Source organism: Enterococcus sp. AZ140 (genome assembly GCF_051714405.1).
GTDB lineage: Bacteria > Bacillota > Bacilli > Lactobacillales > Enterococcaceae > Enterococcus_B > Enterococcus_B pernyi.
In genome coordinates, this window is sequence record NZ_JBIORU010000001.1 from 196,953 (window position 1) to 210,985 (window position 14,033).

The 14,033-nt window shown below is 37.3% G+C and carries 13 protein-coding genes and 1 riboswitch; of the genes, 8 read left to right on the plus strand and 5 right to left on the minus strand.

The genetic code is table 11. From position 1 onward, the window contains the following. Positions 1-2 precede the first annotated feature (2 nt). Both IGJ39_RS00990 and IGJ39_RS00995 read right to left on the minus strand, forming a co-directional pair. Positions 3-1,598 (minus strand): ABC transporter permease subunit, encoded by a 1,596-nt coding sequence (locus IGJ39_RS00990; protein WP_010734384.1) that lies wholly within the window; start codon positions 1,596-1,598, stop codon positions 3-5. A gap of 212 nt (positions 1,599-1,810) precedes the next feature. Then, a riboswitch (Lysine riboswitch) is annotated at positions 1,811-1,985 on the minus strand. A 269-nt stretch (positions 1,986-2,254) separates the two neighbouring features. After that, positions 2,255-2,551, minus strand: coding sequence for a hypothetical protein (locus tag IGJ39_RS00995; protein ID WP_010734383.1), 297 nt, complete (start codon positions 2,549-2,551; stop codon positions 2,255-2,257). A gap of 176 nt (positions 2,552-2,727) precedes the next feature. On the opposite strand from IGJ39_RS00995, the gene IGJ39_RS01000 reads away from it, so the two are divergent. The 6 genes from IGJ39_RS01000 (at position 2,728) to IGJ39_RS01025 (ending at position 10,128) form a co-directional block, all read left to right on the plus strand. Next, positions 2,728-3,444, plus strand: coding sequence for an NAD-dependent protein deacylase (locus IGJ39_RS01000; protein ID WP_019723282.1), 717 nt, complete (start codon positions 2,728-2,730; stop codon positions 3,442-3,444). After that, positions 3,441-4,277: a chorismate mutase gene (locus tag IGJ39_RS01005; protein WP_019723281.1), complete on the plus strand. Its 837-nt coding sequence runs from the start codon at positions 3,441-3,443 to the stop codon at positions 4,275-4,277. The genes IGJ39_RS01000 and IGJ39_RS01005 overlap by 4 nt, the downstream gene beginning before the upstream one ends. A 4-nt stretch (positions 4,278-4,281) precedes the next feature. Further along, positions 4,282-4,809: a transcription repressor NadR gene (locus tag IGJ39_RS01010; protein ID WP_010734380.1), complete on the plus strand. Its 528-nt coding sequence runs from the start codon at positions 4,282-4,284 to the stop codon at positions 4,807-4,809. A 151-nt stretch (positions 4,810-4,960) separates the two neighbouring features. Beyond that, on the plus strand, positions 4,961-6,394 hold the full coding sequence (locus tag IGJ39_RS01015) for a hypothetical protein (protein WP_019723280.1): 1,434 nt from the start codon (positions 4,961-4,963) through the stop codon (positions 6,392-6,394). Between the two features lie 72 nt (positions 6,395-6,466). Further along, positions 6,467-9,181 (plus strand): hypothetical protein, encoded by a 2,715-nt coding sequence (locus tag IGJ39_RS01020; RefSeq protein WP_019723279.1) that lies wholly within the window; start codon positions 6,467-6,469, stop codon positions 9,179-9,181. Positions 9,182-9,603: 422 nt separating this feature from the next. After that, complete coding sequence (locus IGJ39_RS01025) at positions 9,604-10,128, plus strand: hypothetical protein (RefSeq protein ID WP_195339470.1); 525 nt, start codon at positions 9,604-9,606, stop codon at positions 10,126-10,128. A 140-nt stretch (positions 10,129-10,268) separates the two neighbouring features. Here the strand turns inward: IGJ39_RS01025 and tnpB are convergent, their stop codons facing one another. Further along, entirely contained in the window at positions 10,269-11,417 is a 1,149-nt protein-coding gene (gene tnpB, locus IGJ39_RS01030) for an IS200/IS605 family element RNA-guided endonuclease TnpB (protein ID WP_077152109.1), read from the minus strand. A 16-nt stretch (positions 11,418-11,433) separates the two neighbouring features. Next, the gene (gene tnpA, locus IGJ39_RS01035) at positions 11,434-11,838 is read right to left on the minus strand and encodes an IS200/IS605 family transposase (RefSeq protein WP_019724606.1); all 405 of its coding nucleotides are present in this window, start codon (positions 11,836-11,838) and stop codon (positions 11,434-11,436) included. Between the two features lie 434 nt (positions 11,839-12,272). Here tnpA and IGJ39_RS01040 point away from each other — a divergent pair, with 434 nt between their 5' ends. Next, the gene (locus tag IGJ39_RS01040) at positions 12,273-12,710 is read left to right on the plus strand and encodes a hypothetical protein (protein WP_141566856.1); all 438 of its coding nucleotides are present in this window, start codon (positions 12,273-12,275) and stop codon (positions 12,708-12,710) included. A gap of 74 nt (positions 12,711-12,784) precedes the next feature. On the opposite strand, the gene def is transcribed toward IGJ39_RS01040, so the two are convergent. Next, complete coding sequence (def, locus tag IGJ39_RS01045; protein ID WP_010734376.1) at positions 12,785-13,348, minus strand: peptide deformylase; 564 nt, start codon at positions 13,346-13,348, stop codon at positions 12,785-12,787. A 242-nt stretch (positions 13,349-13,590) separates the two neighbouring features. On the opposite strand from def, the gene rpsO reads away from it, so the two are divergent. Beyond that, positions 13,591-13,860: a 30S ribosomal protein S15 gene (gene rpsO / locus IGJ39_RS01050; RefSeq protein WP_010734375.1), complete on the plus strand. Its 270-nt coding sequence runs from the start codon at positions 13,591-13,593 to the stop codon at positions 13,858-13,860. Positions 13,861-14,033 lie beyond the last annotated feature (173 nt).

Below are 14,033 nucleotides of genomic sequence, written 5' to 3' on the forward strand. Positions count from 1 at the left end.
CCTTATTCCTGTAGGTTCGCGTTGTTGACTTCTTCAATTTTTGTATACGCAGTAGGTCCGTCGATTTTCTTCTCAATCACACGTAGGATTCTTGTAATCGTGAAGGTCATGATCAAGTAGATGATCCCAACGATCGTGAATGTTTGGAAGAATTGGAAGTTGGCACCAGAGGCAGAGTTTCCTTGGAAGAATAGATCTGCTACACCAATGACACTTAATACGGCGGTGTCTTTGATATTGATAACAAACTCATTTCCGGTAGCCGGCAAAATATTTCTCAATACTTGCGGAATCACTACTTTACGCATCGTTTGACTGTGGGTCATGCCGATCGCTTGGGCTGCTTCAAATTGTCCGCCATCTACTGCAAAAATCCCACCACGTACAATCTCAGTCATATACGCACCAGTGTTGATCGAAACGATGAACAACGCAGCAATCGTGCGATCCAGAGAAATACCAAAGGCTAGAGCCAATCCATAGAAGATGACCATGGCTTGAACCATCATTGGTGTACCACGGAAGACTTCGATATAAACAGATAATAAGAAATTAGCTACTTTTTGGAAGAAGCGTGTCACTTTATTATCAGATTCTGGAATTGAGCGAAAGACGCCAATCAATAAACCTAATGTTGTTCCTACAACTGTACCGATCAATGCGATAAATAGTGTCAAACCAGCTCCGCGTAAGAACATGTTGCCATATTGATCCCAAATCGTCTTGAAATCATGGAGCAAGCCAGTTTCTTCTGCATCTCCATCCGTTGACGCAGGTTGGTCTTCAATGGCTTGGTCCATGATAGCAATACGATCATCATGAGAAATGCCGCTTAATATTTGGTTGACTTGTTGAAGATCAGGATCACCTTTACGCATCCCTACAGCAATCTGGACATCTTCGGGATTTGTTTGAAAGCCATTTGCTTCATCTAGTTCGAGCATTTTCAAGGCTGGGTTGACGCTTGTGGCGGTTACCCCTTCTGGACGTTCACTAACATAACCGTCAATCATGCCAGAAGCTAGTGCTGTTCGCATGGCTGAAAAGTTATCCATTGCTTGTTGCTTGTCCACTCCTGGGATCTGATCGATCACGTTATAGTGGAATGTATTCAATTGTGCAGTGATTTTTGCGCCAGAAAGATCTTCTAAGCTAGTCGCATTCGCAAACTTACCATCTTTTTGTACGACAATCACAAGTTCTGATTCATAGTATGGATCAGTAAAGTCGATTTCTTTTTGGCGTTCTGCCGTCGGACTCATGCCGGCAATGATTGCATCGATCTTTCCAGATTGAAGGGCAGGCGGTAAACCGTCCCATTTCGTTTGGACAATGACTAGTTCTTTACCTAAACCTTCAGCTACCTTTTTGGCAATTTGGACATCATATCCGCCAGCAAAGCTGTTTTGTCCTTGAATTGGATAGGCATTGTTTGCATCTGTTTGTTGAGACCAGTTAAAGGGCGCATAACCAGCTTCCATTCCGACACGAAATTGATCGCTCGGTGTTTTATCATCTGCATGAGCCAAAGTGGTCAAGCTAAAGATCGATAGAATAAACGTAAAAATTAGAGTGAGTGTAACTGAATTTTTTTTCATCTGTCTTCTCCTTTTTGTTTGTTCACGTACGTGGTCCTTCAGGCATATACTGATAAGACCAACGTTCGCTCAGCTTCTTTGGCTGATAACCAAAGCGCCTTGACACGAGTGGTCGAATACATGCATTGCAGTTGCTTATCAAGGAGAAATAAAAAACGACCGCTTTGTAGGTACAAAAGGGCCGCTAAATTTCACAGAGTGATAAACCTCTCACAAAACATAGCGCAACTTAGCATCACTGCTAAGACAGTCCGTAAGCTGTTAACTTACGTCCCAACATACTTTTTAAGCAAAAAAAAGTACATTTCGGCGATCCTCCCTAGCCCTGCTTCCACATGTTTGCTTCACTCCACAGGTTTAATGATTCTCGCGACCTCTACCTCATTGATTGAGGCATCTCGTATTCAGTTATTTATACAAAAAATAGTCTACGATAGAGTAGCCACTTTGTCAATGAGAAACTACATTTTTGCAGAAAAAAGTTGATAAATAAAGAAATATCCTGTTTATTTAATTTCTTTCATGAAAAAAGGAAAAGAGAATGTTTTCAAAAAAAGAATAATTATACATTTTATGCAACACTTAAATGATAGTAAAATAACGAAAAACAGACTGCAAAATCACGCAGTCTGTTTCCTTTTTTATCTAAAAGTATTTTAAGCTGTAGCTTTCTTAGGTTCACGACCAAGAATGGCTTGTAAAATAACTGTTACCCCATAAATAGCTAAAACGAGATAGATCAAACTAGAGTATTGTGTGATCCCCCAGCCCCATGTGCGATAAACAACTAATGTAATTGCTAGAACAATTGCTGCCAATACATTGAAAAAGGCAAACGCCCATAGATTTCCATTTTCTTTACGTACTAAATAGAAGATAGAGAAATAAATACTTAATGCTAACCAAGCGATACATGCTAAAATAACGCCCCAATAAATTAAGAATGCAACCATATTGATTCACCTCATTTCATACTCAAAATATACAGATCATTGGTATTGTAGCACGTTTTCATTGTTTTGTCAGTGATGTTTGTGAGTATTTTCTCAAAAAAAATCTCTGAATTTTCATTCGATTGAGGGTATGTTTCATTTTATTTCGATTATAATAGAAGAGAGGTGAGTGATAAATGTTGGAACAAACAATTGAAGAAGCAGCGACAGCGATAATTGAAAGTCAAAAACTGACCTTTCTAACAGGGGCAGGTGTGTCCACACCTTCTGGAATACCCGATTACCGTTCACTAACCGGTGTTTACCAAGGGATGGATCGTCCAGAATATTTGTTGAGTCATCAAGCGATGGATGAAGAACCACAAAAATTTTATTCGTTTCTCAAACATCTTTATCATCCCGAAGCACGCCCGAATATCATCCATCGAGAAATCGTAGAGTTGGCTAAAGAAAAAGAGGTATGGGTCGTTTCGCAAAATATCGATGGGTTACATGAAAAAGCTGGAAGTAAAAAACTAGTTAATTTTCATGGGAATCTGTATCATTGTTATTGTCGAAACTGCCATCAACCTGTTGACTGGCAAGATTATCTGACCAGTGACAAGCATCAACTGTGTGGTGGCCAGATTCGCCCAGATATTGTGTTATATGGAGAAGGGTTCCAGGATGAAGTATTAGAGCAATCAGCTTTTGCTGTCAGTCAGGCCGACTTGATTGTGATTGTAGGGACAAGTTTCCAAGTCCATCCTTTTTGTGATTTGATCCAGTTTCGCTCACCACAAGCGAAGCTATTAGTCATCAATCAGACCCCTGTCTATTTATCAGAGGCGTACCGATTTGTCCAAACAGATGGAACGAAGGTGTTCAAAAAAGTACAGGAGAGTGTAAAATGACAGCTAAAACAGAAAAAGAAAAAATGATTGCCGGCGAACTTTATTTTGCGGGTGATCCAGAATTATCAGCCGATAGAAAATTTGCTCGAAGTCAAAGCCAGATCATCAACCAAGCGGAAACAAGTGAACTTCGCAGTCAATTACTTAAAGAGACATTTGGTGCTACCGGCGAGAAGATTTATATGGAACCAACGATCAATTTTGATTACGGCTATAATATTTACGTAGGTGAGAATTTTTATGCGAACTTTAATTGTACATTCTTAGATGTCAGTACGATCAAAATTGGTGATAACTGCATGTTTGCCCCTAATGTTCAGCTTTATACTGCCACACATCCACTACATCCAGTGAAGCGAAATAGTGGGTTAGAATTTGCTAAACCAATCGAAATCGGCAATAATGTGTGGCTAGGTGGTGGAGTGATCATCACTCCTGGAGTGACTTTAGGAGACAATGTCGTGGTCGGGGCGGGAGCAGTCGTGACCAAATCGTTCCCAGATAATGTAGTGATCGCAGGGAATCCGGCACGGATCATCAAACGCATCGATGAACCAATGCCTGAAGAGTCATTGGAAGAGTTGAGACAATCGATTGATCAAATCGATCACCAATTAGTAGAACTACTTGAAAAAAGAATGGCTACCGTCACGAAGATCGGTGATGTCAAACGAGCAACTAACCAAGCGGTTTATGATAAAAAAAGAGAGCAACAAGTGTTGGATAAAGTTGCCAGTTGGTTGAAAACACCAGAATATAGTGAGACGATCTTAGCTACTTATGCAGATATCATGAAGCACTCACGAAACTATCAAAAGAAACGAATGGAGTAGATAAATGATTGAAGGAGAAACTCGCCGAAAAGAAATTATTGAAACGCTAGTTGATGCAGAGAAACCTGTCAGTGCCAGTAAGTTTGCTACTCGTTTTGGTGTCAGCCGCCAAATCATTGTAGGAGACATTGCGTTGCTACGAGCGGCAGGAGAAGCGATCGTGGCGACGGCCAGAGGATATCTTTTGGAAGATGAACAAGACAAAAATGGGTTCATCAGTAAAATCGCGGTACAACATCAGAGAGAACAAACAGAGGAAGAACTACAGTTGATCGTTGCTCATGGTGGCGAGATACTAGACGTCATCGTTGAGCATCCCTTGTACGGCGAACTGACAGGAATGCTTCATATCAAGACAGCAGAAGATATTCGTTCATTTATGAAACGTTATCGGAAAAGTCAGGCTTCGTTATTGTCTGAATTAACGGATGGGATCCATTTGCATACGATCCGTTACTCACATAAGGAAGTATTGCAACAAATCAAACAAGGCTTGGCAGAAGCAGGCATCTTGTTTGAAGGGAATCAATAATTTACTTTATGAGATTGAGATAGGAGTGTTTTTACTTCTATCTCAATCTCATTTTTTCTTTATTTATAAAATAATTGATTTATACCATGGCAAAACTTTAACTATACTGAACAGAAATGCTACAAATACTTTTATTGAAAGAGGGAGAAAAATGCTTCGAGGAACAAATCAAAAAACAATTCTTTGCTTTGGAGCAACTGAAAGCAATTTGGAACAACAGTTGAATGATAGAGAACTCAGGGAAAAAACAAATCCGTATGACCCATTGGTTTATATGGAAGAGTTAGTCGACTATCTCATTCAACAACCTTTTGAGAATTTCTCTCTTCAACCCAAAGAGTTGATTGACCAAATAAAAGCAGGCAGCAAATATCCACTCTGGGAAGATATTCAAGCCATCATGATGGAGGACCCAAGATTTCAATTACACAGGATCTACTCGGAGCCGTTTCTTGAGGAGTATCAACAATACAAGGAAACAGGACAATTTGCCAATTACTCAATGAAAGATACTTTAACTTATAGTCTACGAATACAATTGTTAAAAAAAACAGAATTATTAATGATTGAAGTTGCGAAAAATCGAAGTGATCTTGTCATCTGGATATCTTTAGATTCTTATGGTGGGAATTTTGCAGCAACGATCCAAGGAAAGCAAAACAGATATACAGATTTTACGTTACGCAGTTTATATCATGAAAAAGACAAACTCAAAGCGTCAATTGTCTTTTGGGAGAATGGACAAACCGTCGCAGCTCCTTGGGAAAGAAATGCTAGATTATGGAGAAATTGTGTGGAAAATAATTTGAGAAAATCATCGGCTATTTCCCCGTCAGAGAGCCATCTTCTAATCTACGGATTACGAGTAGCACGTATCCACTTTAACTATGAAGATCAAGTTTTGCTAAAGCATTTCCAATATAAGGACACAAATGATGTTCATATTGATAAGTATAATGATATTTTAATGGAAAGTATTTTTGAACATATAAAACATTGTCCTACAGAAGAAAGTAGAGAAGAATTTTTTAGTCATTGGATTGATTACTTGCCCGAAAAGGAACGCTATTTACCATTGTGGGAAACATATTATCATGTCACACAAACGATTGAAAAATTTCAATTGAAAAACATCTTTAAAGAGGTCATTTCAGAAGACTATACCCAATTTGATCGTCCAGAGATCAAACAACACTTCATAAAAAAAGGCTGTAAAATCGGGCTAGAACTTACTTTGTTGTCTCAACATGTAACAGTAGTCTTTCTATTAGACGAACTTTGTGATTTAAGAGTAGTAAAAAAAGTCCCCGGCATTACTGGAAGTGAACTACGCTATCTATATCGGAACTGGGAGCGGTTCAAGCAGCGAGTCGTTTTTATTGAAAAGAAAAAATTTGTTTCTCCACCTTGGGAGTCTGATCCTGAGTTTTGGGCGACCTATCAGCCTAAGTCAAAGAGCCTGGTAAAACCAGAAGCGTCTATGCTTACTGAGAAAAAAGAATTGAAACAGTTGAAAACATATGCAAAGACGAATAGCCAATCGCAAAGTAAACAAAGAATCAGTCAGATGGAACATTGTCGCTGACTGAATCAAAAAATACATACTGACACACCATTGAGACGAATAGATAAAAATAAGACGATTTGGAGGTCAACTATGATAGATCAAACAATGAACGAATTCAGAAAAAAATTAGATATATTAGCTTTATCTTTATCACTACAAGAAAATATCAATCATTTTGGTTTAAATAAAGACTATCAATTATTATTCTCAACATATATTCAAATGATTCGTGAGGATCAAGACAATTTTTTTATTGAAAAGGAACGAAAAGAAAATATCATGGAATCGCTAAAGCGAACAAAAGATTTTTATGATTTTGAGAAAAAAGAACAAGTGCAAATGATCTTTGAAAAACTGAGAAATGATGATCCAACAGATTTCATGCTTATTCCCTCTTCATTTTATCCAGGAGAGTATGGGGCAGTATCACCTCATATATGTGGATTAACAGTCTATAAAAAAAATGATTCTTTTATAATTATGAAGGTGGATAAAGAAAAAAATTTCGATGATCACACGGTTTCTTATTTTGAGATTCCGCCAACAAAAATTTTGGAACTAAGTGAACTGTTTCTTAAAGAGCGATTTCATGAAGTTCGCAAACCATATTTTGTATTGAGAAGGTTAGCAACTCTTTCAATCCAAAACGAATCAATCGGTATACCAGCCATCGTCATGAAAGAACAAAAGACTGGAAATTGTTCAGTTAACGAGGTTGATGCTGCGCTAAAAACAATTTTATTTCATTGTAGCAAAGATATCTTTTCTTTAGATACGAATGAGCAAGTGACACCTAAATGGCATTCAGAACATGCGGAATCGATTTTAGAAATGCGTAAGCGATTTCTGTTTGCTTTGAAAGGCAAGAATCCAGAGCTAAATCGGCAGCTTGATTATATATATTTTCATTATTTATATAAAAAAGGGCAGTTCAAAAGTGAATTTTTAGAAAACATTGATACTAAAAAGCGTCGATGGCATCTACAAATCCATTTTCTTTTTAAGGAAGATCCTTATATTTCAGCAATATTCGATCATCCTGGAGAACTTCCAACTATAGATGAGAACCTGATCCAAGAAAAATCCAACAATATCATTAAGTCACTGGGCATTTATCCGACGAGTAAGCTTGCAGAGATTTCGTCTGATGACTTAACAGAATATCTTGATCAACAAAAGTACATAACTAATATAATTAATGGTCGTTTACCATTTATCCAGGTTCCGATAGCTAAGGAAATGACCCAACGAATGATAGCTAGCTTAGAAAAGAAAGAACAGGAAGTACAAGAGGAATTACACCAACGCCAAGTACCAAAAGAAACAAAGATGGAGCAGAAACTGAGCGAACCTGCCTTGATTCATGTCCCACAGAAAACAATCTCTCCAATAGAAAAAAAAGTCGAGAAGCTAAAACACGTATTGATTTTTGGTGACGAACAGGATAGAAAAGGCTTAATGGAAAGATTGGATCATTTAGATCCTAGACAAAAAAAGATACCCCATGATTCGAAAATCTACATAGAATTGATTTTTCACGCCTTAAGAAAACGTTCATTTAATTCCAAGAATTTAGAAAGAGCAATACAGAACAATCCTCTACTTAAAGAAATCACTCAAGTAATAAGAGATAGCATAGATTTGGACACAAACGCTGTTTATCCAATGCAATCACTGGGAGAGAGGCAAGAGTATACACAAACAATAGAATATACTAATCAAGTCTTTGAAGAGATTGCAGATGCGGGGAGCCAAAACCCCTTGATCCACCGTTTTGAATTGATCCTGATTGAAGCTGTTAAAAAAAGAGAAGATGTTGAGCTATGGGTACCATTAGATTCGCTTCGCCATCAGATGGATCAAACAATTGACGGTTTTAGAAATGATGTGTTCGATCATGCGCTGCGAGTCTTATATCTTCAAAGAAATCAACTACAAGGTAGATTTGTTTTTTGGGAAAATGGGCAAAGAGTAGTGGCACCATGGGAGCGTGATCCGGAATTATGGGCAAATCGTATACCACAATCAGTTATCAAAAATGAACCCTTTCCTATAGTGGTTGCACATGTAGGGATAACCAAAAAAGCAACTATTGATGTGCTTCCACCATTAAATGAAGAGGCCAAGAAATGTGAGCGGACATTCACTTCGCTAGATAAGATCCAACCACAAAAAGCTAAGGTAGTAGTCACTGATAACCTTAAAGATTTCAAAAGTGTCGTTACCCAATTAAGCACGGTAGTAAAAGAAGGTCAAGTTGTAGTGGCCAACATGAGTTCAAATGAACAGAAAAATGAATTAGATAGTTTCAAAAGAATCTTATTTGGAAAAGAAAATTCACAAAACAAGGAAGGTGTACTTAAAGAATCCTTAGATGAGTTTAAGCTGTACAAAAATGTAAGTACGCTATTTGGAAGAACAGCACCTAATACCAGAGGCGAAGTGAGGCTAGATCCACTACACAAACCAATAAAACGATTGATTGATCAAGCTACCGATCAATCAATCCAAAGAAAAAGTCAATCGTATCAAATAAAAATGGTGGGGATGAAGGATCGAAGCACGAACACTAGAGAGGAAGCTAAAAGTAAAACCCATTGCTTTAGTAGTGTTGTGACTCGGTTCAATAATCTATTTGAAAAAGGGAGAAGCGCTCCAGCAAAAAATGAAACTACCAAACAAACCAATCCAGAAAAAGTTAGGATGGCTACATTATTAACTGATTTTCGACCAATTAAATTTGGAAAGAATCTCGGGATGTACCAGAAAACAACCTACCAACATAAAACAATGTCGGACCGTTGATTAGCTAAGCTTTTTATCTGTAACTCATCAAAAAATCAGAATAAATGAATGGGCACAATTAAAATGAGGAGGACAAGATGACTGAAAACAGGAATGATTTTAAAGAACGAGTAGTCAAAAGAGAAGAGTATCAACAGGTCATACTATATCTAGGCAGCAACCACTAAGTGTCTCTCGGTAGTGACCTGATGGAGTCAAAGACTGTATTAGACAAAAAAATTTCCGAAAATATCAATGAGATGAGTAAAGTAAGAAAGATGTAGCAACGATTGTTTTTTTTCAGTGTAAGGTTGTACCTGAGTTTATCGAGCAACACGTTCTTCTTTTACACAGCCAAAAGTAAAAAGAGAACGGATTCAGCAAGAGAAATAACCGCTTCAAGTACAAGAAGCATTCACTTTGTAGAGAGTAGGAAATAGAAAATGTTAGATGAACAAAAGAAGCATGAGTTTGAAAAAAGAGTGGATATGCTCGCATTGTCGTTAGCTTTAAAACCAAATGACAAAAATTTTGACCAGAATGATGACTATAAATTGTTGATATCCACGTACATAAAAATGCTAGAACAAGACCAAGATGATTTTTTTATTGATAGAAATTCGAAGCAAAATATCATTCGATCACTGGAGCGAACGAAGGCGTACTTTGATTTTGCTGAAGAGAACCAATTACGAGCAAGTTTAGAGAAGCTAGTAAATGATGATCCAACCGATTTTATGCTTTTTTCCATGGTTGTTCCTCTTAGTGAGGATATCAATGTATACCAACATCTGATGGGATTCGTCGTGTATAAAAAAGAACATGATTTCATAGTGTTGACTGTCGATAAAATGACCAATTACTATGACGACAATGTTGTCTATCAAATTATCCCTAAACAGAGGATCAAAGAGCTGAGTACTTTGTTTTTTGAAGAACGATATGATTGTGAACTACTCACCACTTAGCTAAACCTACCGGTTTTTAACGCTTGAAGTGGGAGCTTCTTGGGAATAGAGCATACTTGCAAGCGTATTTCTTTACTCACAGCGGTTTCTCTTATTTACCAAGCTATCCCCGTAGTTCCTACGGTTTTTGATGATTGGATCTAAGCTAATCCCATAGAATGTAGTCTTAGACCTTCGGTCAGAATATTGATACTAGCATTGATATCTCGGTCATGATGAACATGACAAACAGGACAAGTCCATTCTCGAATTTCTAGAGATTTCTTGCCGTCTTTGTGTCCACAATTCGAACAGATTTGACTAGATGGGAACCACTTATCCACTTCGATAATTTTTCGACCGTACCAGTCAGCTTTGTATTGTAACCTAGTCACAAAACTAGACCATGAAACATCCGAAATACTTTTTGCTAGTTTATGATTACGCAACATACCTTTTGTATTTAAGTCTTCTATACAGATCATATCGTGATTTTTGATAATCTCTGTGCTCAACTTGTTTAGAAAGTCATTGCGTTGATTCATTACTTTTTCATGTAGTCGTGCTATTTTACGTTTTTGTTTTTGATAATTTCTAGCTTCAAACAGATTGATACCTTTTTGTTTAGCTAATAATGCACGTCTTGACAACTTACGTTGTTCACGTTTTAGTTTTTTTGACATTTTTGACGTGAATTTATTGTTATCAATCTTTTGACCATTAGAAAGGATTGCAAAATCAGTTATACCAAGGTCAATTCCAATAGCGGAATTAGTTTTAGGAAGCTCAGCTATTTCTTCTTTACACAATAAAGAAATATAATATTTACCGCTAGAATGACGTGATATTGTAGCGGATTTGATCAGACCTTTAGGTTGTCTATGGAGCGTAATTTTAACTAACGACTTCAACTTAGGAAGTTTGACAAATTGATTATCAATCAAAGCGATTGTTCCATTTTGATTGTTAGTCGTATAGCTTTGAACTGGATTTTTCTTGCTTTTAAAACGAGGAAATCCGGCGGACTTATCGCGAAAGAAGTTCTTATACGCCTTATCTAGGTTGAGTTGTGCATTTGCTAAAGCAAGACTATCCACTTCTTTCAAGAACGGAAAATCTTGCTTATATTTTGCAGGCGTTGGAAAACTCATTTTTTTAGAGGAATTTTTCCTAGTTTCTTTATAAGCTTTCATTCGGTCATCAAGCATTAGATTGTAGACCTTACGGACACAGCCAAAAGACTTAGCAAAGAAGGTTTCTTGTTCTTCTGTTGGATAGATTCTAAATTTATATGCTTTTAGTCGCTCCATAAAGCTCGCCTGCTTTCTATTTATGATTGTTTCCTTGATTTTGAATATATTTCTTAATCACATCAATTGGTGCTCCACCAGTTGTCAAAAGACAAAAACTTTTTGACCAGAACATTTCTTTCCAAAGAAATTGTTTGATTCTTGGATAATTGCGCTTTATCAAACGTGAACTAGCACTTTTATAGGCATTGATAAATTTTGTCAATTCTGTTTTTGGTTGAGCTTTGAACATAATATGAACGTGGTCTTTATCATGATTCCACTCAACTAAAGTGATGTGATACGATTCTGAGATTCTTTCAAAAGTCGCTTTAGCGTAGTTAGATATTTCATTATCAATTACTTGTCTACGATATTTCGTTACTAAAACAAGGTGATAATAAAGAAGAAATACTGAATGGTTATTTGTGTCTAATTCCATGTTATATCAACTCATTTCTTGTATAGACTGATTTTAACATGAGACAAAATAAAAAAGCAATACGCCTTAGTTGTCGGTCTTCGAGTTACCAACGGTAACTCTCATACCGAACGGCATTCATCACCCACCTATAGAGGATGGGCGACTTCTGCCTAATTCTGTTAAAAGTCATTTTATCCAATTGTAGAGAAAGCATCTTTTCAGTAGATAGAGAAGATCTGTCAATCAGTTGGAATCCGAACCATAATAGGGCTACCTTAGAAATGAGAAAAAGATTTCTCTCTGCAGTAAAGGGAGAGAATCCTGAGTGGAATCAATTGTTCGATTACATTTTCGATTTTTATCTTTATCGAATGGGCAAATTGCCGGAAAATAGAGAAGATTCTCCAATAAAATCAAAAACGTGGTATAAGGTGATTCGGAACATGTTCGCGATGGATTATTATATACAAGAGATCCTAGCAAATGGTGGGAAGATCCAACCGAATCATGAGCCACACCCGAACTCAATTTATTTGATTGAACCGAAAGGCGTGCTTTTGAAAAAAGAGATTCAGAACGTTCCATCTTCTAGACTAGACAGTCAATTCGGATGGATAGAAAACCAGATTAAACGATTCAAAGAACGCTTACTGTTCATAAAAATCGATCGCGCCAAGGCAATCACCCAACATATCATTTGCTGTCTGGAAGAAAAGAAAGAAGAAATAAATCAAGAGAATGAAAGAAGAAGAATCATCACGGAGCCGGTGATCGATGAAGGAAAGCTAAAACCATCATTGAATCAGCTCATTCAACAAACCATTCCAGTTAGTTCAAATCACTCAACAGATCAATCAAAAAAACAAGGAAAGAACGAGCGGGAAAAGTAAGTGATGATAAAAAAATGAACAGAGAAAAGCAGTTGAAGCTGCTACTCTCTGTTCATTTTTGTGATTATCCATGATTACTCGATCACCAAGACGCCTTCTTTTAAGGCAAAAGGATTTTGGTCGTTGATATGGTCATAGAACATTACACCATTGATATGGTCAATTTCATGTTGCACCACGATGGATTCATAATTTTTTAAACGGATTTTTTGTTTCTCACCGTTTTTGTCATAATACGAAAGCGTGATTTTTGCATGGCGCACAACATACCCAGGAACTTCACGATCGACTGATAAACAGCCTTCACCTTCGCCTAAGCAAGCATTCTGGACGGAATGGCTCAAGATTTTTGGGTTATACATGACCGTACTCAACGTCGGTTCTGTGATTTCTGGATCTGGATTTGGTACGTGGACCGCAATGATCCGTTTTGAAATATCAAGCTGGGGCGCAGCTAGGCCGACACCACCACGTAAATTTAATTCTTCTGCTTTGATTGGATCTTGGCTATTTTTAAGAAATTCCAACATTTCTTCTCCTAATAAAAGATCTTCCTCACTGAGTGGAAGAGCGACTTCTTGCGCTACTTCACGTAATGTTGGATTGCCTTCTCGAATAATATCATCCATTGTGATCATGGAATATGTACCCCTTTCTTATCAAACACTCTCTTTTCGGTTAATAGTTTACCATAAATTTGAAAAAGTAGTAGCCTGATTGTTTAATCAACTAGATTTTCTTAAGGATTCTACACTTGATTTATTAGAAAGATTCAGGTAAAGTATAGCTGTATGTTTAAAGCATATGTCCTGTTACTTGGTTAAACGAATCACCAACGTTTTACTCAGTCACAGGGGAATAATTAAACGAGGTGAAAGAAATGGCAATTTCAAAAGAACGTAAAAACGAAATCATCAAAGATTACGCACGTCATGAAGGAGATACTGGTTCTCCAGAAGTACAAATCGCTGTATTAACTGAAGAAATCAACCACTTGAACGAACATGCACGTGTTCACAAAAAAGATCATCATTCATACCGTGGTTTGATGAAAAAAGTTGGTCATCGTCGTAACTTGTTAGCTTACTTACGTAAAACTGACGTTCAACGTTACCGTGAATTGATCCAACGTCTAGGCTTACGCCGTTAATTTTTAACAGAAAGTGGGGTTCGCGTGAATCTCACTTTTTTACTTTAAACTATCAAACATTTCTGTGAATCAGCTCGATGGACTCCTACTAACCAAATGAAAGGTGCAAAAGGTCGCTTTCGCGGTTTTCATTTGTTTAGTAGCGTCTAGCGTTCACGAGAAAGAAAAGGAGT

Coding starts and splice junctions, on each gene's coding strand:
- IGJ39_RS00990 (WP_010734384.1), bottom strand. CDS start 1,598: ATGAAAAAAAATTCAGTTACACTCACTCTAATTTTTACGTTTATTCTA.
- IGJ39_RS00995 (WP_010734383.1), bottom strand. CDS start 2,551: ATGGTTGCATTCTTAATTTATTGGGGCGTTATTTTAGCATGTATCGCT.
- IGJ39_RS01000 (WP_019723282.1), top strand. CDS start 2,728: ATGTTGGAACAAACAATTGAAGAAGCAGCGACAGCGATAATTGAAAGT.
- IGJ39_RS01005 (WP_019723281.1), top strand. CDS start 3,441: ATGACAGCTAAAACAGAAAAAGAAAAAATGATTGCCGGCGAACTTTAT.
- IGJ39_RS01010 (WP_010734380.1), top strand. CDS start 4,282: ATGATTGAAGGAGAAACTCGCCGAAAAGAAATTATTGAAACGCTAGTT.
- IGJ39_RS01015 (WP_019723280.1), top strand. CDS start 4,961: ATGCTTCGAGGAACAAATCAAAAAACAATTCTTTGCTTTGGAGCAACT.
- IGJ39_RS01020 (WP_019723279.1), top strand. CDS start 6,467: ATGATAGATCAAACAATGAACGAATTCAGAAAAAAATTAGATATATTA.
- IGJ39_RS01025 (WP_195339470.1), top strand. CDS start 9,604: ATGTTAGATGAACAAAAGAAGCATGAGTTTGAAAAAAGAGTGGATATG.
- tnpB (WP_077152109.1), bottom strand. CDS start 11,417: ATGGAGCGACTAAAAGCATATAAATTTAGAATCTATCCAACAGAAGAA.
- tnpA (WP_019724606.1), bottom strand. CDS start 11,838: ATGGAATTAGACACAAATAACCATTCAGTATTTCTTCTTTATTATCAC.
- IGJ39_RS01040 (WP_141566856.1), top strand. CDS start 12,273: ATGGATTATTATATACAAGAGATCCTAGCAAATGGTGGGAAGATCCAA.
- def (WP_010734376.1), bottom strand. CDS start 13,348: ATGATCACAATGGATGATATTATTCGAGAAGGCAATCCAACATTACGT.
- rpsO (WP_010734375.1), top strand. CDS start 13,591: ATGGCAATTTCAAAAGAACGTAAAAACGAAATCATCAAAGATTACGCA.